The following is a 19,240-nucleotide window of genomic DNA, read 5'->3' as shown; positions in this document are numbered from 1 at the left end:
TCAAAGACACTGGATCCCCGGTCGCCGCTGCGCTCTGCCGGGGATGACGGCAAAAACACTACGTCAGCTACTGCATCGCTCCGGAATGATATGCAAGAAAGCCAAGCCGGCTTTGCGGCTTAGCACGAACGGCGCGCCGGCATCGGCCAGGTGCCGCAGTCAAAGACGCTGGACCCCGGTCGCTGCTGTGCTTTACCGGGGATGACGACAGGTGAGCGGCAGCAGTGCACTTGACACCTTCTTTACCATCAGGGACTCTGCACAGCTTTAAACGCTGTAACCAAACCCAAACGCTATGACTATCGCCTTGCACCGCTTGTATTCTTTTCGTCGCTGCCCCTATGCCATGCGCGCTCGCTTGGGGCTGCTGTTTGCCGGGCTGCAGGTGGAGTTGCGCGAGGTTGTATTAAAAAACAAGCCGGCGTCTATGTTGGCGATTAGCCCGAAAGGCACGGTGCCTGTTTTGCAGTGTGTGGATGGCACTGTGATTGAGGAGAGTTGGGATATTGTAGTCTGGGCGCTGCAACAGCAAGACCCGCAAAAACTGTTGCAGCAAGATATTTTGCCCCAAGCCAACGTGTTAGTTGAGCAAAACGATAACGAGTTTAAACACTGGTTGGATCGCTACAAATACGCCGACCGGCACCCCGAGCTGTCCCAGGCCGAGTATCGTGTAAAAGGGGAGGCCTTTTTGCAGACGCTAGATCAACGGCTGGCCCATAGCCGTTACTTATTGGGCGATCGCGCGACGATTGCCGATATCGGTGTTATGCCTTTTGTGCGTCAGTTTGCTCATGTGGACCGCGAGATGTTTTACCGTTTGCCTTACCCACGCTTGCAGCAGTGGCTAAAAGATTGGCTAGAACAGCCGCTGTTTGTGCAAGCAATGACAAAATATCAGCCCTGGCAAGCAGGCGGTGCGCTGGTGGTGTTCCCAGATTAGCAGCAGCGTGCTGCTGACTATTGCTCCTTGGAGTTTTTGCCGTGTTGCATCGCCTGCATCGCTTCTATTTGGGCGCGTGTTTGCTCGGCCTTAGCGGTCAGTTGCGAGTAAGTCTTTATATCGCCACTGCGTTGCGCCAGCATGGCCTTTTCGAGCGTGGCCTCGTAGGATTTTTGCAATTTCTTAGTCGGATCTTTTTTAAAAAGCGATAGCATGGCGTGATCTCTTGGGCAGTGTGAGATTGTGATACGCCGTAAAACAGAAATTGGTTTACCGCTTTAGGCTAATAAGGCCAATGTGAGGTTTGGCCCCGGATGACGTTTACGCTACTTAATAGATGATTCTGCCATACGCTCGGGTTATCCGGTAAGATTCATTATCAATTCACGTTATCGCTATGTTCACCATAGGTTTATCTTATGTCTCGTTTAGCAGCAGTCCGGAAGTCGGTTTTATTCGTTGGTTTTTTTCTGGGGGTATCGGGTTCGGCTCAGGCTGAGTCGTGGCAACCGTTATTGGATGCCGGGCTGAGCGAGTGGCGAACGTATCTGGGGTTTCCCAATGCCGAGACCGATGTGTCGGGTTTAAAACGGGCGGAGGATGGCAAGTATCTTGAGCCCGTGGGTTATGACCGGGATGAGTGGGGTGTGTTTAGCGTGAGCACGGACACCGGAGAGCCGGTGTTGCGTGTATCCGGAGAGATTTACGGCGGTATTTTTACCCGCCAGGACTTTGCTGATTACCACCTGCGGCTGCAAGTTAAATGGGGTACAAAAAAGTGGCCGCCGCGCGAGGATTTACCGCTTGATACCGGCATTTTGTATCACGGCACCGGCGAGCACGGGGTGGATTACTGGCGCTCCTGGCCGCTATCGCAAGAGTTTCAGATTGTGGAGCAGGGCGTCGATGGGTTAACCGGTGACTGGTGGAAAATTGCCCATTCGCAAATAGACATTCGCTGTGCTCAACAAGGTACCGATGGCCCGTACCGCTACGATGTTAAAGCGCCGCGGCAAACCTTTGGCGGCAATGATGGCCCGATAACCTGCGGCGCCAGCCACAATAACGAGAAACCCTCCGGCGAGTGGAATACCTTAGAGTTAATTACCTATCAAGGCAAAAGTTTGCACATCGTCAACGGCGAAGTCGTGATGGCCCTCAGCGGTTCGGTTTACCCCACCGAGACAGGTGTTGAGCCTTTAACCAAGGGCCAAATCGTGCTGCAAAGCGAGGCGGGCGAGGCCTATTTTAGGCGTATAGAGTGGCAGCCGGTATCCGCCATGCCCGAGGCTTACCGCACTTATTTTGAGTGATTATCGCGGTCGTTTGAATATTGCTTAAAAGGGCTGGAGTGTTTTGCTGACGGTTTCTTTTGCATCGGTGCCGTCATTTACAAAAGTTTAGACTAAGTTACCCGTATCGGGCTGAATCAAATTGAGAGCGGCGGGGCTCGCTGCTAAGCTGGCTGCACAAAAATAGCCGATAGGTTGATAATTGATCGGCTATTACTTATTAACAATAAATAAAAGGGTCACCTATGGCTAATTACTCGCACGGCGGCAAGCTCTGGCGGTTGTGTATCCCGTTGACTGGTTTGCTCTGCAGCCTCTTTGCGTCGGCCGCGAATGCCGCCGACACCACGCCGAAGAACGTTATCTATATTCTTACCGATGATCAGCGCTACGACGAAATGGGGTTTATGAACCCTGAGATCACCACGCCTAACATCGATACTCTGGCGCAACAAGGGGTGCACTTTCGCAATGCGTTTGTCACCACTGCGCTCTGCTCGCCCAGCCGGGCCAGCATTCTCACCGGCCAGTACATGCACAACCACGGCGTGGTGGATAACAACAAACCGGCCAGAGAGGGGACTGTTTATTTTCCCTCTTATTTGCAGAAGATGGGCTACCAGACCGGCTTTTTTGGCAAGTGGCATATGGGCGGGCACTCGGATAAACCTCAGCCGGGGTTCGATCACTGGGTAAGCTTTGCCGGGCAGGGGCATTACTACCCCGTGATTGGCGAAGATGGTAAAGCGAATCAGCTCAACATTAACGGTAAGCATGTGCCGCAGCAGGGTTATATCACCGACGAGCTGACAGATTATGCCCTGAACTGGCTCAACCAGCGCGATACTGACAAGCCGTTTTTTATCTATTTATCACACAAAGCGGTGCATGCCGATTTTAAACCCGCCGAGCGGCACCAAGATCAGTACGCCGATGTCGAGATCGCGGTGCCTGACAGCCAGGCAAATACCGCGGCCAACTATAAGGGCAAGCCGATGTGGGTTAAAAACCAGCGTAACAGCTGGCACGGGGTTGATTTTCCGTACCACAGCTCTTTGGATGTGCAGGAGTATAAACGCCACTACCACCAGACGTTGTCGGCGGTAGACGACAGCATTGGTCGTTTGCTGGATTGGTTGGAGGCAAACGAATTGTCGCAAAGCACGATTGTGATGCTGATGGGCGATAACGGCTTTTTGTTTGGCGAGCACGGCTTAATTGATAAGCGCAACGCCTATGAGGAATCTATGCGCGTACCATTGGTGGCCTATGCGCCTGGGTACTTTAAGCCGGGCACAACGGTTGACAACATCGTAGCCAACATCGATATCGCGGCAACTGTGCTGGATATGGCCGGTGCCAAAAAGCAGCCGGAACAATTTGAGGGACAAAGCTTTTTACCGCTGGCCTTGGGTAAAGAGGTAGACGATTGGCGTGACGAGCTGGTGTATGAATACTATTGGGAGTTTAACTTCCCTCACACACCCACCACATTTGCGCTGCGCACCGATCAGTACAAGCTGATTCAGTACCACGGCGTCTGGGATACTGAAGAGCTGTACGACCTTAAAAATGATCCGAATGAAATGCACAATTTGATTAACGACCCGAAGCACAAAGACCGGGTGGCGGACATGCGTTACCGGTTGTTTAGCGGCCTTGAAAATAATCAGGGCGAGCACGTGATTCCCTATACCGAGAAGTACACGCACGGCGCCGTTTACCGCGAGAAAAACCGCTCTAAAGCGGCGGACTTTCCCGAGCCGTGGTTAAAGCAGGAGGGAGACGAAAACTTAACGGATTTCTTTGTGCCTAAGCCGCAGCGCGATGGCGATCACTGATTGACCGGCCGGGCTGTTACTAGCGTTAATCATCGTACAGCCCACAATTACGGCCACGATCTTGCTCAATCGGCGGGACGGGTTCAGAAGGTTTACCAGAGAAGTTTTTAGCGGTCGCTGCAGTTTGTAAGCGGCCCGCTAGGCCGCCGCGTCTGACGCTCCAAAGCGTTTATCCAGATACGCAATAATATCTGACGATTCATACATCCAGGTAGTCGTGCCGTTCTCATCAATCCGCAGGCAGGGCACTTTAATCCGGCCACCGCCTTGTGCCAGCTCGTCGCGGTAGGGGCTGCCTTGTTGCGCGTTGCGCAGCTCCATGGGCAGGTTTAAACGGTGCAGTGCCCGGCGGGTTTTAATGCAAAAGGGGCAGGCAAAAAACTGATACAGGGCAAAGTTGTTTAGCTCGGTCTCGACCGCGGCTTGTGCCTCGGGCGTGCGCTTAAGCTTGCGTGGCCGGGTTAGCCAACTGATAAAAGCGATGATGCTACCAAGGCCTTCACGCAGTATTTTGATGAGTAGTTTCATGTTGATTCCTAAGTTTACTATTCGCTGCCGCGCAAGGGGTACATCGCCCGGGGGTTGCGCTTGGTTGGCTGGTATTCATTGGGCCCGGCCGTCTGCCGGGGCGGCTACCATACCGCATTAGGCGTGCCTGTTTCTACTGGGGGTGTTTAAGGGCTGTTACCGATGCGTGCCGCGCGCTAGACACCTAATAGTCAAAAAGACTAGAATGTTTTGGGTAGCCACATTACCACCTTAACTCAATAGCCAATAATAGAATTAGGTGATCATTATGAAGAGCATGCATGTAAAGGCCTTTTGTCAGCTGTTAGCCTTTAGTTTACTGGGCGTTAGTGCGTTAGCACTGGCGCAAGACGGCAAGATGTATCCCATCGATGCGCCGGATGAGCCCACGGCCATAGCCCTGAATACCGGGGGTGTGGATGGACAGGAGGCCGAGGAATCCTGGTTTCGTCAGTGGGGCGACCCTATGGCGCGCAATATCTCTAAAGCGACTCTGACCCCCGTACTGGCAGACCCGGCAAAAGCCAATGGAGCGTCGGTTATTGTTGCGCCCGGTGGCGGCTTTATGTGGTTGTCCATGGGTAACGAGGGGTGGGAAGTGGCCGAGGCATTGGCCGCCGAGGGCATTAATGCCTTTGTTTTAAAGTATCGCCTGCAGCCCACAGAGCCAACTCTGGACGCCTTTGAAACACAAATGAATCAGCGCTTTGCGCAGGCGGAAAACGCCACCGACGATGAAGAGGCCCCCAAGCGACCACGCTGGGATCTCTCTGATCAAATTGAAGACGTCGAAGCGGCATACGCCATGATATTAAAGCGCGCTGATGAGTGGAAAGTAGATCCGGCGCGCATCGGTATGATTGGGTTTTCGGCCGGTGCCGGCTTAACCATGGCCACCACACTGGAGTCTGACAAGGTCGATTTAGCCTTTATCGGCCCCATTTATGGCGGGCTGAACGCCGTTGAGGTGCCGGCCGATGCGCCGCCGATGTTTGCCGCAATTGCCAGCGATGACTTTTTATTTCACGGCCAGTTCGGTTTGATCAGCGCCTGGCATGAGGCGGGGATACCCGTTGAGTTTCACCTGTATCAAAACGGCGGGCACGGCTTTGGCCTGGGCAACCCCGATCGCACCAGTAATAAATGGTTTGAAGCGTTTATGCACTGGCTGGATGTGAACAAATTTTTAACCGAGAGCACGCAATAACCCCGACGCTCTTGCCGCAAGATCGGCACATATCGCCCTGTGCCGGTTTTTTTATCTTTGCGTTACCCTCCAAACCCCGACGAGCTGGCCGTCCACGACTGACTCGTGTTGGCTGCTACGGGCGGGTATGGCGTTGCCTGGCGGGTTATTCATTGCCCTTGTGTGGCGTAACGGCGAAGGCCCTTCAAAAGTAAGCCTTGAAGCTATATGGTGTTATTATAGTATAAAAATTAGAGTAGTCAGGCCTGCGCCACTAATAATAGGGGAGTTCGGGTGAAAACGCTTATCTTGATGTGTCTTGCTGTACTTCCTGGCTTGGTAAACGCGCAACATCTTGAGGCAAAAATTCTCGACGACGGTGGCAGTGGCCCTTACCACGCCGTCGCCACCACCGAACCATCATTACCCGGTTATGTGGTTTATCGCCCCCAAAACCTAAGCGTTGCGGCGCAAGCTGATTCGGGTGATTACTATCCGGTGATCGATACCGGTCGCATCGCTTCGGCGTGGCAATCTTGCGGTGGAGCGCAGCTGCTGGCAACGGCCTTTGAGCCCCGTTTTAGCACCTACCTGATGTTTAATTCCGGTATCGGAGACATGCACATGGCCGCCGCTAGCCGCGCCTCATTAACCAACTTACATGGGTCGGTAATCTACTTAGTGGGCGGCGACACAGATGTGGCCACTGACAATGCAAACTGGATTATCAGCGCATAGAACATGTGCCTGTGGTATTTGCTAATCATTTAACCGCGGGGCACTCGGGGACGTTCGAGCAGCCCTATGGCGGCTCGTGCTGCACTGGCACTAAAGTGGCTGGATTGGCAGTTAAAAGGCGAGAGCCGCGAGGGGAACGTGTTTACACAGCCCGAGCCCGCAGACTTCCCGGCCTGGCGATTAATGTATAAAAATTTCCCGGACAGGGATACGTAACCCGTGATAAGGAGCAAGTGATACGTAACAGTTGGTGCGGCAAAGCCCCGGGGCGTCGCTGAATGGTTCGGGTTGTTGATAATGTAATGGTGTTCTAACCGAAAAAAGTTGTTAGGGAGTAGCGGAATGAGGCGTTCAATAGGTGTTAGATCGTTAGCGTTAATCGTTTTACTGGGCATGGGGCTGAGCGTTGCACACGCCGCCGATTTGCAGCAAGTTACTGTGGAGCAGGGCCGGTTACAAGGCAAGGCCGAGGGCGGTTTGACGGTTTTTAAAGGCGTGCCCTTTGCCCAGCCCCCGGTGGGCGATCTGCGCTGGGCGCCTCCGCAGCCCGCCGAAAAATGGTCGGGTGTTCGCCCGGCACTTGAGTACGCACCTTCACCGGTGCAGGCCGGCGAGCCCGCCGCCGGCAAAAGCGAAGACAGTTTGTACCTTAATGTCTGGACGCCGGCACAAGCAGACACTGATAAGCTGCCCGTACTGGTATGGATTTACGGTGGCGGGTTTAGTTTTGGTAGCTCGGCCGACCCCTTAACCGATGGCACCCGGTTAGCCAATAAAGGTGTAGTGCTGGTGAGCATTGCTTATCGTGTGGGACAGTTGGGCTTTTTAGCACACCCGGAGTTAAGCGCTGAAAGCCCCGCTAAGGTATCGGGCAATTATGGTTTGCTGGATCAGATTGCCGCCTTAAACTGGATTAAAAATAATATTGCCGCATTTGGTGGCGACCCGGACCGCGTGACGATTTTTGGTGAGTCCGCCGGCGGGATCTCGGTGAGTATGCTGGCGGCGTCGCCATTGGCAAAAGGGTTGTTTCACGGCGCCATATCGCAAAGCGGGGGCTCGTTTGGGCCGACACGCAAACAAAATTACCCCGGCGAAAACATGAACACCCTAAAGCAAGCTGAGGCCGATGGGGTTAACTATGTGGCGCAGTTTGGGGCGTCATCGATTGCCGAGTTACGGCAACTCGAGGCAGACAAATTTATTCCCGAGCAGTGGTCAATGCCCGGCGGTTGGCCGATTGTTGATGGCCATGTCATTGCGGATGATCAATTTAAGCTTTACCAACAGGGCCGCTATAACGATGTTCCGGTGTTGGTGGGTTACAACTCAGATGAAGGCTTGAGTTTTATCTGGAACGATGACCCGGAGCAATTTATTGCCGGTATCAAAACACGCTACGGAAAATTTGCCGAGCCCTTGCTGGAGGCTTACTCAGTAAACGAAGAAAAAATCACCCGCAGTGCACGCAATTTAGTGCGCGACGCCGCCTTTGGTTGGCATACCTGGAGCTGGGCACGCTTGCAGTCAGAGCGGGGCAAATCGCCGGCTTACCTGTATTACTTTGATCAGCACCCGGCCCACCCCAAAGGCTCGGCTAAGGACAATCACGGCTCGCCTCATGGGCAAGAAATTGCGTATGTGTTTCAGCGGCTTAACCCCGAGCACCCGGATGCTATGAAATCGGATGCCGGTCTATCCGAGGCAATGGCCACCTACTGGACTAACTTTGCCAAAACCGGTAACCCCAACGGCGAGGGCTTACCTCAGTGGCCGGCGTTTGACTCCGACTCGTCCAGTGTTATGTACTTTCAGCAGACGCCACACCTTGGCCCGGTGCCCGATGAAGAGGCGCTTAAAGTGTTAGATCAGTATTTTCAGTGGCGTCGTACCCCGGAGGGGGCCGATTGGGCAAACCGTTAGCGGCGTTTGCACCACACAGAATCTACTGACAGCGGTTTGCCAGAAACGGGGTAGCGTTATTGCCCCGTTGTAGGGCGCGCACGAGGTTACTCCCGTACCGGTTAGTTGCGTGGCGCGATGTGGCCAGTGCAAAAATAGACGGTGCAAAGATTCGCGCAGCGGGTTGCTAAAGCGCTTGCTGCGTTGTCACTGCCGGCTTGTTAAGTTCTTAGTTTTGCGGCCGTAATCTCGGATACATCCCCCTACAATATCCCACTAACAAAGGCATCTAAAAACCGGTATGCTGGGGTGTGCCGTATCGGTACTATCGTTTCCCCTTCCTAATGGATCTGACCATGTGGTTACGCGCAAGCTGTGATTTTACCTTTGATATTGCTGTGCCGACGCCGTTTATTTTAATGCTGCGGCCACGCAGCGGCGCGCAGCAGTGGGTTGCCCGTGAAGAGTACAATATCGCCCCCACTGTACCGGTTTACGAGTTTACCGACCTGTATGGCAACCTTTGTCAGCGCCTTGTGGCGCCGCCTGGTCGTTTTTCGGTAAATACAGTGGCCGAGGTTAAAACCGCCGATGTGGTTGATCAGGCGCCTGGGGCGGAGTTTATCGAGGTGCAATACCTACCCGACGGCGTACTGGGTTATTTGTTGCCCAGCCGCTACTGCGAGTCGGAGTTGTTTTGCCAGATGGCCACCGAAATTACGGCAGGCTGCAACCTTGGGTACGATCAGGTGGTGGCTATTCAAACCTGGCTGCGCGAGCGAATCCGCTACGAGCCTGGCAGCAGTAATACGCCTATGTCGGCCGTGGATGTTAACCTTAGGCAAGTTGGCGTGTGCCGTGATTTGGCCCACCTCGGTATAGCGTTATGCCGCAGTTTAAGTATTCCGGCCCGGTTAGTGGTCGGTTATTTAAACAACCTTGAGCCTATGGATTTGCACGCGTGGTTTGAGGCCTACGTCGGTGGCCGCTGGTATACCTTTGATGCCACCCAGCAGGTGCTCAATGGCGGTTACATTACGGTGGGCTACGGCCGCGATGCCGCCGATGTGGCTGTGTACAGCCAGTTCGGCCCGCCGGTGTACCCTATAGAACAGCGTGTTCAGGTTACCGGTATCAATCATCTTAGGGATTAGCCGGCTCTCATGTGTGGCAGAGCGACCCGTGTTTTGGGCCGCTTTGCCAACAAGCGTTTAACGTTTTATCCAATCGCCCGCTAAAGCGCTATTACTTACGTACACCTCTAACGACTCGGGTGCTGAGTTTTCTGTGCCATTAAAGGCAACTCCAAGCGCAACCGGCTCACCGCAACGGTCTTTTAATTGTTTAAGTACAATAGCGTCCGGCTCTATGCTTAATTGCCCTGTTAGCTCGCAACCGTTAACGCTTGCCGAAAACTCGCCGCTATCAGCAACTTGAATACTCGTTAGTTCATTATCGCTTAACAGTTGGTACTCACCAGCCAAGGCGTTGAGGTTTACGTTGGCGGCCTCGGTAATTTTGTTTAGCGTTACGCTTTGGCCTGCAATGGTACAGTCAAACGCGCCGCTATTGTCCGAGCACTGTACTGTGCTTGCAAAATCAAGCTGGCTAATGTCATCGCTTAGGGCGGCATTCACACTGCTTGATTGCTCCAGAGCATCGGTGGTGACCAGCACGGCGCCGGCTTCATTCACCACCAGGCGTGCCAGCATCGCTTGGTTATCGGCCACGTAGGCGCTTTGGTACAAGCCCGCGTGATCCTGTAAATAGGAGTTGCTTACAGGCTCGGTGGGCGGCTCGACGGGAGACTCTGTGTTGGCGTCGTTACCCGAGCCACAACCGGCCAGCAGGGCCACGCTGATCGCGGCGAATAGTGTTGTGCGCATAGCGTTGACCTCTATTGGGTTAATCCGTTGAGTTTAATGTGGGTCAGTGCGGTTTTGGCGCGGCTGGCCTGAACATTTGCCTCCATGGTGCTGATAGTGATGTAGCCTTGGCCCAGTAATACGCCTTCGCTGGATTCATGGTTGTCGTCAATTAAGCCTGCATCCAGGGCGATGCCCACACCGGCTTTGCCGCTGTATTGCGCCTGGGCGATGGCCATGGCTTCTTCCATGGTGCTGGCGTAGCCGGCGGCTATTACGCCTTGGGCAACGTAGCCCATAGCGGTAGCATTTTGCGAAAGGTCGTCGGTAAATTGCACCTCGATGCCACCCGAGTTCCAGCCTACGTTGGCAAATTTAAAGCCCTGATGGTTCACCATGTCGGCAGGGGTGTTGACGTTTAAGCCGGTAAATTTGGGCAGTAAAGGTTCGCCTTCGGCGCGGTTGGCTTCCAGCTCTGAAAGTAACTGATTAACCGCTGCCGCGACCAATACGGCCTTGTCGGCGTCGCCATCGGCAGCGCTAACGGCGATCGCCGGTATGCCGCGGGCAATAGCAATATTTGCAGCGCCCAGGGTGCCGGAGGTGTTGGTGAGGTAGCCGAGGTTGTTGCCTTCGTTGGGCCCGGAGATAACAACATCGGGCGCCTGGCCCCAGGTTTCTGTGGCGAGTACATCAATACCGTACAAAGCGGCCATCATGGGGGTGCCTTCGACAAACTCATCAAACGGTACCGACTCGTCGGTGTCCCCAACGCACGCCTGGCCTTGATCCACTTTACTGCGGTCGACATGCACCGGCTCCATAAAGTGAATCGCGCCACCTTTACCACTTTGACCAGTGCAGGGCGCGGCCATAACCACATCGTGACCGGCGGCTTTAAGTTCGGTAAAAAGTACCTGAATATTATCGGTGGCCCAGCTGTCGTCGTTGGTTAATACAATGTTTAAGGCGCTGGCGGGCAGCGATAAACTGGCCGCAGTAACGGCGCTGGCGATAAGAGTGTGTAGTTTCATTGTCAATTCCTAATGTGAGTGGAACGTTACGGTGGGCACATTAGAAAAAAGCCTGATGACAGTTACGTGAAATAGTTATCCCCGGGCTTTTAGGGATCTCTCTAAAATAAATAAGTCAATAAAAACAGAATCTTAAGGTTGTTTTGGGGTGAGAGATATAGCGCTGGGCGCGAGCGCCAAGCAGTAGCGATAGCGCGCCGTTTTACCGTCGCGCTCGCCGCTAAACAAATAATGCGTGGCAAGTTCGCCCAGTGTGCGGCGCAACTCGGTTTTAATTTTATTGCGGTTTTGATCCAGAGTTTTACTTTTTAGGCCCTCTTCACGTAAGTCTTTAATGGCTTTTTGGTGGCCGCCCCAGCTAGCCATAATATTGGCAAGCTGCTCGCCCTGATCGCGGTCGGGTTTCGCTTGCGTCGGGTTCGTGTAGGCGGGCTCGCCCGCCAGCCTTCGTTGAGCGTACCAGTAATAGTAAAACAGCGGTGTTTTGGCTAACGTGATGCGCAACCCGTGTACGATTGCGCATTGATTGGCTAGATCGAACGCCAGCTGCGGTGGATGCCGGGCAACGGCTACCGCGTCTTTCTCTGCCAGAGCATGATTAAGCGCGGCCGCTAACCAGGCGCGTTGCTCTGTGGTGAGTGCTTTTACCGCCTGTTGCTGGCTTAAGTCGTGAATGACGCCTGGCGCCAGCTGGGTTCGCTCGCGTAAAAACGCAAATAGCTCTGACTCGTTTGGATCGGCACTTAGCTGCCGTGCCAGTTTGTGCGCCTGTTTTTTGTTGAGGCCCGTTTGCACTAAATCACTTTGCCACTGGTGCGTGCGCTGAGTACGAATAGTAGGCAAGTAGCGGTACAAGGTTAGCAATAGCATGGATAACAGCGCGCTTACTCCCAGCAGGTTAAACCACGCAAATTGTACGGCGATTGTGTAACTGGCGCCCAGCAGTTGCTCGCCATAATGCCACGATACATCCGCCGCTTGCTGGGGCTGTTGCACAAACAAGGTTAAATCGCGCAGCGTTATTTGCTGGATAAAATCCAGCGGCAGGCGAACGTTAAATGCGCTGGCATTGATGTGCGACACAAGCTGTTGGCTGTTGTGCGCAAGCTGCAGTTGGGTATCGTAAGCGTTAACCAGCGAGGCATTGACGGCCTCCGGTATTTGGCTGAGCAATTGGTGCTTTAGTGATAGCTGCGCGCTATGCCAAGCCTGCAGCGCCAAGGCGGCACTAACCAACGCAAAGAGTACGCACAGTCGCAGTGTTTGTCTCATAATGTACACGGCGGCATAGTAAACGGCTGATGAGTGGCGTTGGTGATGGCGTCGGTGTAAAGACCAACGGCCTCAATTAACGCGCACTCGGTGGTCTTGGTAAGGGTAGTGCGTGAGTACCAGTTCCCCATGGGTGCGTGGTGCGTTAATACCCGTTTTTGTGCCTTAGGCCACTGGGCGAGCTCGGGGGTAAAACCGGCACTTGAGATCGCATCTAACTCGCCGGCAATAAAAGCGTTAACCATCGCTTGGCGGCTGGGGTAAAATTGTGTTTTGTCCGCCGGTAGGCTGACCCCAAGTTGGTTGAGTTTATCCATCAGTGCTAAATAGCCCGAGAAGCTTTTACTGTCGGACAATAAACCAAAACGCAGCCCGGCAAGAGAGGCGTAATCTAGCGTTAACGTCGGCGCGTGACTAAACAAGTAGACGGGGTAACTGGGCAGCGGAACCAGTGTGCGATAACTGTGAGTCCAGTCGGGGGTAAGCCCGCTTAAGGCGTGCTCACGTATCCATAGGGCGTCAAAGTGTTGCGTTAAAATGGCTTGGCTGGTGATCGACTCGCGCGGTTGCCAAGATACCGTAACGCTTTGATATGGCGTGCCCTTTAACGCGTCGTGGCACAAAGCCCGGCCAAATTTGGCCGCTTGCCAGTTAGTGGGCACATAAACATTAAAGGCTTTATTGCCAGTGCTACCTTCTACCTGGCATTGGTGTGTATAAAGCTCGGGCAAGCTCAATGCCGCGACTTTGTGGGTGCCCAGCAACCACACACAGGCACAGACTATGATCAGCAGCAGAATAACTTTAGAGGCCGTTAAATACAGGTGTTGCGCCATGGTGCCAGCTTAGCGGTTAAACGGCCGAGTCTAAATTTGAAATATGACAAAACGATGACGATAAGGCGGGGCAATGCAGAATAATAACATTCACAAAATGCTGGTTCGTTGTATTAAATGCGTACTATGGCCGCTGGGAGCTTTGTTTTTTTTAGTCTGGATCTATCTCAACTGGGCTGAACCCTCGATGATTGGTTTTGACCGGAAGGCATACGTGGCTCAGGGGGCGGTGCAAGTGTGGGTAGTACGGTTGCTGTATATCTACGTTATATTGTTTGCCATTTACCGCAGCTACGCTGAGCTGGGCGAGCGGTTTGATTTGCCCTACGAGTTATGGGCGACGGCACTTGCGTTCTTTGTGCCGGTCCTGTTGGTGATGGCAATGATGGAGTTCCAGTGGTTTATCTAATTCATATGGTTAGGGCGTTGCGCCCTAACCATCACGTCAATATTGCCGTAAAAAGGCGCGCTAATTAAAAGCCTTCGAGTACGATTTTACCCACCGCCTGGTTCGACTCAATGTGGGCGTGGGCGCGCTTAAGGTTGGCCGCGTTAATGGTGCCAAAGTGCTCGCCAACGGTGGTTTTTAAGGTGCCATCGTCAATCATTTGCGCAATCTGCGTTAATAGTTCGTGCTGTTTTGCCATATCCCAGGTATTAAACATCGCGCGGGTAAACATTAGCTCCCAGTGCAATGACAGCGATTTGCGTTTTAACTTCATGACGTCAAGTGGCTGCGCCGGGTCATCAATCAGCGCCAGCTTGCCCTGCGGGGCTAGCACCTCTACCAGTTGATCAAAGTGCTGGTCGGTGTGGGTTAGGCTAATCACGTGGCTAACGCTCTCGATGCCAAGCTCGGCTAGCTGTGGTTGCATGGGCTGATGGTGGTTGATCACATGATCGGCGCCCAGGTTTTTGACCCACTTTTGGGTTTGCTCGCGCGATGCGGTACCGATAACCACAGTGTTAGTCAGCTTGGCGGCCAGCTGGGTTAAAATGGAGCCCACTCCGCCCGCCGCACCGATGATTAAAATACGCGCTTGCGGTTTGCCTGTTTCGCTTTCGCTTGACTCTCGTGGCGTAAAATCCAGCCGGTCAAACAGCAGCTCCCAGGCGGTGATACCGGTGAGAGGCAGGGCGGCCGCATCGGCATCAGAGAGTGACTGCGGTTTAGCCGCAACGATACGCTCGTCCACCAATTGGTATTCGGCGTTAGAGCCCGCGCGGGTAATATCGCCCGCGTACCAGACCTTATCGCCCACGTTAAACCATTGCGCCTGATCACCGGTGGCGACAACTTCACCTACCGCATCCCAGCCGAGTACTTTTGCCTGGCCATCGTCTGGCTTTGCCGAGCGGCGTATTTTGGTGTCCACCGGGTTTACCGAGACCGCCCGCACTTTAACCAACAGGTCGCGCCCGGTGGCGGTGGGTTTATCCAGCTCGATGTCCATTAAGGCGGTGTCTTGGTCGATGGCTTGTGGCTCTAAATAACCGACGGCTTTCATGGTGTTTCCTCTGTTGGTTAGGGTGGGCGTACGGTCGCGCCTGAATCATTTGATGTGTTAAGTTTAACCGTAATAGCGCAAAAACATATCCGCTACAGACGTAACGATGTTGTTTTGTTGCTCGCGGTTAAGCAGCGGCTGGCCCATGGCAATTTGCGGCCAAAAGGCAAAGGTTTTGATCATGCCTTGCAGTTGGGTTGCGGCAAACACCGGGTCGTCGATGCGCAGCTTGCCGTCGGCGGCGGCCTCCCGCAGCCATACGGTAATGCCTTCTTCGCGCTCGTTTAAGCGGTTTACCATATCTTGTGCCCGCTCGGGCGAGTGGATGGTTTCGGCGATGGCGACCCGGGCTAAATCGATAAAATCCTGCTGGCTCAGCATCTGCATTTTTTGCCACAGTAACGCCTCTAGCTGCGCCTTGACGGGCGTATCGGGGCAATAGGGCAGGGTGACTTGCTCGGCGCTGCTTTGCCACAGCTCGGTGAGGATCTCGGCAAACAGTTGCTCTTTGCTGGGGAAGTGGTTGTACACCGTGCGCTTAGAGACGTTTGCCTCGCGGGCAATGCCGTCCATGCTGGTAAGCTCAAAACCCCGGCGGCGAAACTCGCTAATGGCCGCTTCGACAATCGCCAGGCGCTTGCGATCGGTGAGTTTCGTCGGTTTTGAGGGGGCGGGTTGTTTCGGCATAGTCGCTCCGGCAACGGGCTGGTGGCAGTTAGTCTCTATTGTAAACCATTTAGTTTACTTTTTTCTTGCATAAACTACACTGTGTAGTGTAGTTTTGAATTGTTCCTGTTCTGCCCGACCGGGCAGGTTTGCCAGTGGCTGGCTCTGCCAAGTCACGTAAAGCCTTTTTTGTTTGCCATAGGTGTCTACCATTGTCTGTTATTCGCCAGCGCTCATTCATTTTGTCGTTACTCTGTATAGGTGTGTTTACCATGTTGCTAAGTTCATGCGCCAAAACCAAACCGGCCGACTACGCCAGCTCGCCGCAGTTAGATCAGGGCCGTTTTGTTAACCCGGCCAAACGGCCAGAGAGCGGCTTTGGTAAAACCGTAAAAATATTTTGGGATTTCTTTTTTAACAAGCCAGACGATACCGTGCCTACGGCATCAATACCCGTTGTGCCTATAACCCGTGCCGAGCTTGAGGCGGCGCCCGACAACAGCCTGTACCGTTTGGGGCACTCCACCATTTTGTTAAAGCTAGCGGGTAAGTTCTGGCTTACCGATCCTGTGTTTGCCGAGCGCGCATCCCCCTTTAGCTGGCTTGGGCCCAAGCGCTTTCACGCACCGCCCATCGCCTTACAAGAGTTACCCCCCATCGAGGCGGTGGTACTGTCGCACAACCATTACGACCACTTAGATGAAGACGCCGTTAAAGCCCTGGCCGATAACGTCGGTGTGTTTCTTACGCCTCTTGGGGTGGGCGACACTTTGATTGAGTGGGGCATTGATGCCAACAAAGTGCGTCAGTTAGATTGGTGGCAGTCGCAAACGGTGGCGGGAATACACTTTACCGCAACGCCCGCTCAGCACTTTTCGGGCCGGGGTTTGTTTGATGGCAACAGCACGCTGTGGGCGTCCTGGGTTATTAAAACACCAGAGATAAACGTATTTTTTAGCGGCGACACTGGCTACTTTGACGGTTTTAAAACCATTGGTGAAAAATTCGGCCCGTTTGATATCACCTTGATGGAGACAGGCGCTTACGACGAGCGCTGGGCTTATGTGCATATGCAACCTGAGCAAACGCTGCAAGCCCATAAAGATTTACAAGGCAGGTGGTTGTTGCCGATTCACAACAGCACCTTCGATTTAGCCATGCACAGCTGGCACGACCCGCTCGATCGCATTAACTCGTTGGCCGCAGAGGCGGGCGTGGCGTTAACCACGCCTAAAATTGGCCAGCGGTTAGCGTTGGTTAACCCGCAGGCAGGGGAGCGGTGGTGGTTGCCGCTGGCAGCCGGTCAGTAGTTAACGTTGCGTTTGTAGCGTTAAATATGTAGGTAGTATCGCCGGAGGCGGGAGCTTTGCTTACGGCGCGGCAGGCGCCTCTGCGCTGTACCAGTACTCCGGCTTTAAGCCAACAATACGGTAAATACCCTCGGGCAAATCTTTGCGGGCGTTGTCGAGGTTGCGGGTGAGGCGGGTGTGGCTGACAAAGCCGTGCATAAACTGCTGTATCAGGCGCGCCACTTGCTCTACGTCTTTGGCGGGTGTGATATAGCCGCCGTCTTCCAGGTTGCGCAGCATGGCGATGTGATACTTGATGCCGCGGTCATTCATTTGTAGCAAGGTGTTGTTAATATCAATCTCGCCACAGCTGGTTTGGTTGCCGGTGCTAAAAAAGGCGCATCCGGGGATGTTGTCGATGTCGTCGCCGATTTTGGTAGCCAGAACGAGCTTTAGCCAGCCCTCTAGCTGCGCAAGGGGGCTGTTAAGCGGCGACATTAGCGCATCGAGGTCGTGGCGAATTTTATCCCAGTAATGCTCCGACGCCTGGCAGAACAGCTCGGCCTTAGACTCAAAGTGGTGGTAGAAGCTGCCCTTGGTGACTTCGGCTTGTTTGCAGATTTCATTAACGCCCACAGAGTTGTAGTTACTGCTCCAAATAAGTTTGAGAGCGGTTTCTAGTAGTCGTGTACGTGTATCTGTAACCGTCATAGATAGACCTCTGGGTAGCGATTGGCGGCATTATGATACCAATGGGTATGTTAATCAATGTGGCCGTTTTGTCATACAGTTAAGCTAATCTTCATGATGTTCGAGCTTTACGCCGCTAAAAAGTTCGTTTTTGGCTGTTGCGTCAGAGACTTAGTTGCTGTCGCTCGCATGCAAACAACATTATCGACACTATTTTAGTTGACGAATAGACCAACCGGTATGTATAGTTTCTTCCTCTGCCATGCAGTAATCCAACCTCTAACAACAGATACCCCAATAACCCTAGCAATTTTAGGGCTTTTTGCGTCGATCTAGCCAATTTGGCTGAAGCGCTTGGATTACTGCACACAGAATCCGTACCGACCGGTATGTCTAAGACGTTGTCGGTAACGGTTTGTTCCCTAATTCGTTCAGTTTTTTGCCGCAGGCAAAAGGAGATACCCATGTCTAGCTTATTGAATTTACCCCGCCGTTTGCGGGTTGCGCGGTTTGTGGCGAGCGTTTTGTTGTCCGCCGTGGCCTTGTCTGCCGCGCCCTTCAGTGTTGCGGCGGGCGAGGGCGGGGCCCCGCCGGCTCCTGCGGTTGATGTGCTCGTTGTCGCGCCCGAGAGTGTGCGAACCTGGGTCGAGTTTTCCGGCCGTCTGGCGCCGGTCGAGAGCGCCAAGATTCGCCCCTTGGTGGGCGGCGTGATTCAGCAGGTGTTGTTTGCCGAGGGGCAGCAAGTAGAGCAGGGCCAGCCGCTGTTTTTAATTGACCCGCGCCCACACCAGGCTTCAGTGGCCGAGGCCGAGGCGCGGCTGGCAGTGGCCAAGTCGCGCGCCAAGCTGGCTCAGGATGAGCTTAAACGCTCGGAGCAGTTGGTTAACGATAAGTTGATTTCGCAAAGTATTTACGATGCCGCCCTAAGCGCTAAGCATGTGGCCGAAGCCGACGTGCAGCAAGCTCAGGCTGCGCTTAACCAGCGGCAGCTAAACCTGGAATACGCCCACATCACCGCGCCTATTAGCGGGCGGGTAAGCCGCGCCGAGCTAACGGCCGGCAACGTGGTGGACGCCGGGGTGAACGCGCCTGTGCTGACCGAGATTGTCGCGACCCGCCAGTTGTTTGCCGAGTTTAGCGTTGATGAGGCCACTTACATTGAGTTTGTTCGCTCGGTGCAAGACCCGCAAAACATGCCTGTCGAGCTAACACTGGCCCGCGATAGCGATGTGGTTTACCAGGGGCACATCAGCTCGTTTGATAACCGCCTAGACGCGACCAGCGGCACTATCCGTGCGCGGGCCTTGTTTGAAAACAACGATGGCGCCTTAACCGCCGGCATGTTTGCCAATGTTCGGCTGGGCTCTGCCTCCATTAGCGAAGCGCTGTTGGTGCCAAGCCTTGCTGTTAGTACTAACCAGAGCAAAAAGTTTGTGCTGGTGGTGGACGACAGCAACACCGCTACTTACCGCGAAGTCACACTGGGTGAGTATTACCAGGGCCGACGTGTCGTGGAGGCGGGGTTAAATGCCGGTGATCGCGTCATCGTCAATGGTTTGTCCCACGTGCGCCCCAATACCGTTGTTGCGCCACGTGAAGTTGCGCCGGGTGAAGTCGCCACTGAAGTGGCAGCGGCTCACTAACGATTTA

At 53.9% G+C, this 19,240-nt stretch carries 19 protein-coding genes; 10 read left to right on the top strand and 9 right to left on the bottom strand.

Going from position 1 to position 19,240, the window contains the following annotated elements; all coding sequences use genetic code 11:
• Positions 1-295: 295 nt before the first annotated feature.
• Complete coding sequence (locus AAC019_RS15155; RefSeq protein WP_339899990.1) at positions 296-943, top strand: glutathione S-transferase; 648 nt, start codon at positions 296-298, stop codon at positions 941-943.
• 17 nt (positions 944-960) lie between these two features.
• Here the strand turns inward: AAC019_RS15155 and AAC019_RS15150 are convergent, their stop codons facing one another.
• Positions 961-1,158 (bottom strand): DUF6435 family protein, encoded by a 198-nt coding sequence (locus AAC019_RS15150; RefSeq protein WP_339899988.1) that lies wholly within the window; start codon positions 1,156-1,158, stop codon positions 961-963.
• Between the two features lie 204 nt (positions 1,159-1,362).
• On the opposite strand from AAC019_RS15150, the gene AAC019_RS15145 reads away from it, so the two are divergent.
• Positions 1,363-2,256, top strand: a complete 894-nt coding sequence (locus AAC019_RS15145) for a DUF1080 domain-containing protein (protein ID WP_339899986.1) — start codon at positions 1,363-1,365, stop codon at positions 2,254-2,256.
• A gap of 224 nt (positions 2,257-2,480) precedes the next feature.
• Positions 2,481-4,076: a sulfatase gene (locus AAC019_RS15140; protein ID WP_339899985.1), complete on the top strand. Its 1,596-nt coding sequence runs from the start codon at positions 2,481-2,483 to the stop codon at positions 4,074-4,076.
• Between the two features lie 138 nt (positions 4,077-4,214).
• Here the strand turns inward: AAC019_RS15140 and AAC019_RS15135 are convergent, their stop codons facing one another.
• On the bottom strand, positions 4,215-4,604 hold the full coding sequence (locus AAC019_RS15135) for a glutathione S-transferase N-terminal domain-containing protein (protein ID WP_339899984.1): 390 nt from the start codon (positions 4,602-4,604) through the stop codon (positions 4,215-4,217).
• Between the two features lie 268 nt (positions 4,605-4,872).
• Here AAC019_RS15135 and AAC019_RS15130 point away from each other — a divergent pair, with 268 nt between their 5' ends.
• From AAC019_RS15130 to AAC019_RS15115, 4 genes are all read left to right on the top strand, one after another.
• A complete protein-coding gene (locus AAC019_RS15130) occupies positions 4,873-5,811 on the top strand; it encodes an alpha/beta hydrolase (RefSeq protein ID WP_339899982.1) in 939 nt (312 codons plus the stop codon).
• A gap of 273 nt (positions 5,812-6,084) precedes the next feature.
• The gene (locus AAC019_RS15125) at positions 6,085-6,528 is read left to right on the top strand and encodes a hypothetical protein (protein ID WP_339899981.1); all 444 of its coding nucleotides are present in this window, start codon (positions 6,085-6,087) and stop codon (positions 6,526-6,528) included.
• Between the two features lie 342 nt (positions 6,529-6,870).
• Positions 6,871-8,451 carry a carboxylesterase family protein gene (locus AAC019_RS15120; RefSeq protein ID WP_339899980.1) on the top strand — a complete coding sequence of 527 codons (1,581 nt, stop codon included), beginning with the start codon at positions 6,871-6,873 and terminating at the stop codon, positions 8,449-8,451.
• A gap of 335 nt (positions 8,452-8,786) precedes the next feature.
• The gene (locus AAC019_RS15115) at positions 8,787-9,584 is read left to right on the top strand and encodes a transglutaminase family protein (RefSeq protein ID WP_339899979.1); all 798 of its coding nucleotides are present in this window, start codon (positions 8,787-8,789) and stop codon (positions 9,582-9,584) included.
• 57 nt (positions 9,585-9,641) lie between these two features.
• Here AAC019_RS15115 and AAC019_RS15110 read toward each other — a convergent pair whose 3' ends face one another.
• The 4 genes from AAC019_RS15110 to AAC019_RS15095 form a co-directional block, all read right to left on the bottom strand.
• On the bottom strand, positions 9,642-10,316 hold the full coding sequence (locus tag AAC019_RS15110) for a hypothetical protein (RefSeq protein WP_339899978.1): 675 nt from the start codon (positions 10,314-10,316) through the stop codon (positions 9,642-9,644).
• A gap of 11 nt (positions 10,317-10,327) precedes the next feature.
• Complete coding sequence (locus AAC019_RS15105) at positions 10,328-11,329, bottom strand: 5'/3'-nucleotidase SurE (protein WP_339899977.1); 1,002 nt, start codon at positions 11,327-11,329, stop codon at positions 10,328-10,330.
• A gap of 132 nt (positions 11,330-11,461) precedes the next feature.
• The gene (locus AAC019_RS15100; RefSeq protein WP_339899976.1) at positions 11,462-12,601 is read right to left on the bottom strand and encodes a hypothetical protein; all 1,140 of its coding nucleotides are present in this window, start codon (positions 12,599-12,601) and stop codon (positions 11,462-11,464) included.
• Positions 12,598-13,437 (bottom strand): hypothetical protein, encoded by an 840-nt coding sequence (locus tag AAC019_RS15095; protein ID WP_339899975.1) that lies wholly within the window; start codon positions 13,435-13,437, stop codon positions 12,598-12,600. Before AAC019_RS15095 ends, AAC019_RS15100 begins: the two co-directional genes overlap by 4 nt.
• A 73-nt stretch (positions 13,438-13,510) precedes the next feature.
• On the opposite strand from AAC019_RS15095, the gene AAC019_RS15090 reads away from it, so the two are divergent.
• Entirely contained in the window at positions 13,511-13,846 is a 336-nt protein-coding gene (locus AAC019_RS15090) for a hypothetical protein (protein ID WP_339899974.1), read from the top strand.
• Between the two features lie 64 nt (positions 13,847-13,910).
• Here AAC019_RS15090 and AAC019_RS15085 read toward each other — a convergent pair whose 3' ends face one another.
• Together AAC019_RS15085 and AAC019_RS15080 are read right to left on the bottom strand one after the other, a co-directional pair.
• Positions 13,911-14,945 carry a zinc-binding alcohol dehydrogenase family protein gene (locus AAC019_RS15085; RefSeq protein WP_339899973.1) on the bottom strand — a complete coding sequence of 345 codons (1,035 nt, stop codon included), beginning with the start codon at positions 14,943-14,945 and terminating at the stop codon, positions 13,911-13,913.
• 63 nt (positions 14,946-15,008) lie between these two features.
• Positions 15,009-15,632, bottom strand: coding sequence for a TetR/AcrR family transcriptional regulator (locus AAC019_RS15080; protein ID WP_339899971.1), 624 nt, complete (start codon positions 15,630-15,632; stop codon positions 15,009-15,011).
• Positions 15,633-15,883: 251 nt separating this feature from the next.
• On the opposite strand from AAC019_RS15080, the gene AAC019_RS15075 reads away from it, so the two are divergent.
• Positions 15,884-16,921 (top strand): MBL fold metallo-hydrolase, encoded by a 1,038-nt coding sequence (locus tag AAC019_RS15075; RefSeq protein ID WP_339899970.1) that lies wholly within the window; start codon positions 15,884-15,886, stop codon positions 16,919-16,921.
• 60 nt (positions 16,922-16,981) lie between these two features.
• On the opposite strand, the gene AAC019_RS15070 is transcribed toward AAC019_RS15075, so the two are convergent.
• On the bottom strand, positions 16,982-17,611 hold the full coding sequence (locus tag AAC019_RS15070; RefSeq protein ID WP_339899969.1) for a TetR/AcrR family transcriptional regulator: 630 nt from the start codon (positions 17,609-17,611) through the stop codon (positions 16,982-16,984).
• Between the two features lie 443 nt (positions 17,612-18,054).
• On the opposite strand from AAC019_RS15070, the gene AAC019_RS15065 reads away from it, so the two are divergent.
• Entirely contained in the window at positions 18,055-19,233 is a 1,179-nt protein-coding gene (locus AAC019_RS15065; RefSeq protein WP_339899968.1) for an efflux RND transporter periplasmic adaptor subunit, read from the top strand.
• Positions 19,234-19,240: the final 7 nt, after the last annotated feature.

It is taken from the genome of uncultured Gilvimarinus sp. (genome assembly GCF_963975215.1).
In the GTDB taxonomy this organism is placed as follows: Bacteria; Pseudomonadota; Gammaproteobacteria; order Pseudomonadales; family Cellvibrionaceae; genus Gilvimarinus.
Note: the sequence above shows the minus strand (reverse complement) of the source record. Positions and strands in the feature narration are given on the sequence as shown.

Excerpts from the sequence above, each read along its gene's own strand:
- AAC019_RS15155 (WP_339899990.1), top strand. The coding sequence starts at position 296 with ATGACTATCGCCTTGCACCGCTTGTATTCTTTTCGTCGCTGCCCCTAT.
- AAC019_RS15150 (WP_339899988.1), bottom strand. The coding sequence starts at position 1,158 with ATGCTATCGCTTTTTAAAAAAGATCCGACTAAGAAATTGCAAAAATCC.
- AAC019_RS15145 (WP_339899986.1), top strand. The coding sequence starts at position 1,363 with ATGTCTCGTTTAGCAGCAGTCCGGAAGTCGGTTTTATTCGTTGGTTTT.
- AAC019_RS15140 (WP_339899985.1), top strand. The coding sequence starts at position 2,481 with ATGGCTAATTACTCGCACGGCGGCAAGCTCTGGCGGTTGTGTATCCCG.
- AAC019_RS15135 (WP_339899984.1), bottom strand. The coding sequence starts at position 4,604 with ATGAAACTACTCATCAAAATACTGCGTGAAGGCCTTGGTAGCATCATC.
- AAC019_RS15130 (WP_339899982.1), top strand. The coding sequence starts at position 4,873 with ATGAAGAGCATGCATGTAAAGGCCTTTTGTCAGCTGTTAGCCTTTAGT.
- AAC019_RS15120 (WP_339899980.1), top strand. The coding sequence starts at position 6,871 with ATGAGGCGTTCAATAGGTGTTAGATCGTTAGCGTTAATCGTTTTACTG.
- AAC019_RS15115 (WP_339899979.1), top strand. The coding sequence starts at position 8,787 with ATGTGGTTACGCGCAAGCTGTGATTTTACCTTTGATATTGCTGTGCCG.
- AAC019_RS15110 (WP_339899978.1), bottom strand. The coding sequence starts at position 10,316 with ATGCGCACAACACTATTCGCCGCGATCAGCGTGGCCCTGCTGGCCGGT.
- AAC019_RS15105 (WP_339899977.1), bottom strand. The coding sequence starts at position 11,329 with ATGAAACTACACACTCTTATCGCCAGCGCCGTTACTGCGGCCAGTTTA.
- AAC019_RS15100 (WP_339899976.1), bottom strand. The coding sequence starts at position 12,601 with ATGAGACAAACACTGCGACTGTGCGTACTCTTTGCGTTGGTTAGTGCC.
- AAC019_RS15095 (WP_339899975.1), bottom strand. The coding sequence starts at position 13,437 with ATGGCGCAACACCTGTATTTAACGGCCTCTAAAGTTATTCTGCTGCTG.
- AAC019_RS15090 (WP_339899974.1), top strand. The coding sequence starts at position 13,511 with ATGCAGAATAATAACATTCACAAAATGCTGGTTCGTTGTATTAAATGC.
- AAC019_RS15085 (WP_339899973.1), bottom strand. The coding sequence starts at position 14,945 with ATGAAAGCCGTCGGTTATTTAGAGCCACAAGCCATCGACCAAGACACC.
- AAC019_RS15080 (WP_339899971.1), bottom strand. The coding sequence starts at position 15,632 with ATGCCGAAACAACCCGCCCCCTCAAAACCGACGAAACTCACCGATCGC.
- AAC019_RS15075 (WP_339899970.1), top strand. The coding sequence starts at position 15,884 with ATGTTGCTAAGTTCATGCGCCAAAACCAAACCGGCCGACTACGCCAGC.
- AAC019_RS15070 (WP_339899969.1), bottom strand. The coding sequence starts at position 17,611 with ATGACGGTTACAGATACACGTACACGACTACTAGAAACCGCTCTCAAA.
- AAC019_RS15065 (WP_339899968.1), top strand. The coding sequence starts at position 18,055 with ATGTCTAGCTTATTGAATTTACCCCGCCGTTTGCGGGTTGCGCGGTTT.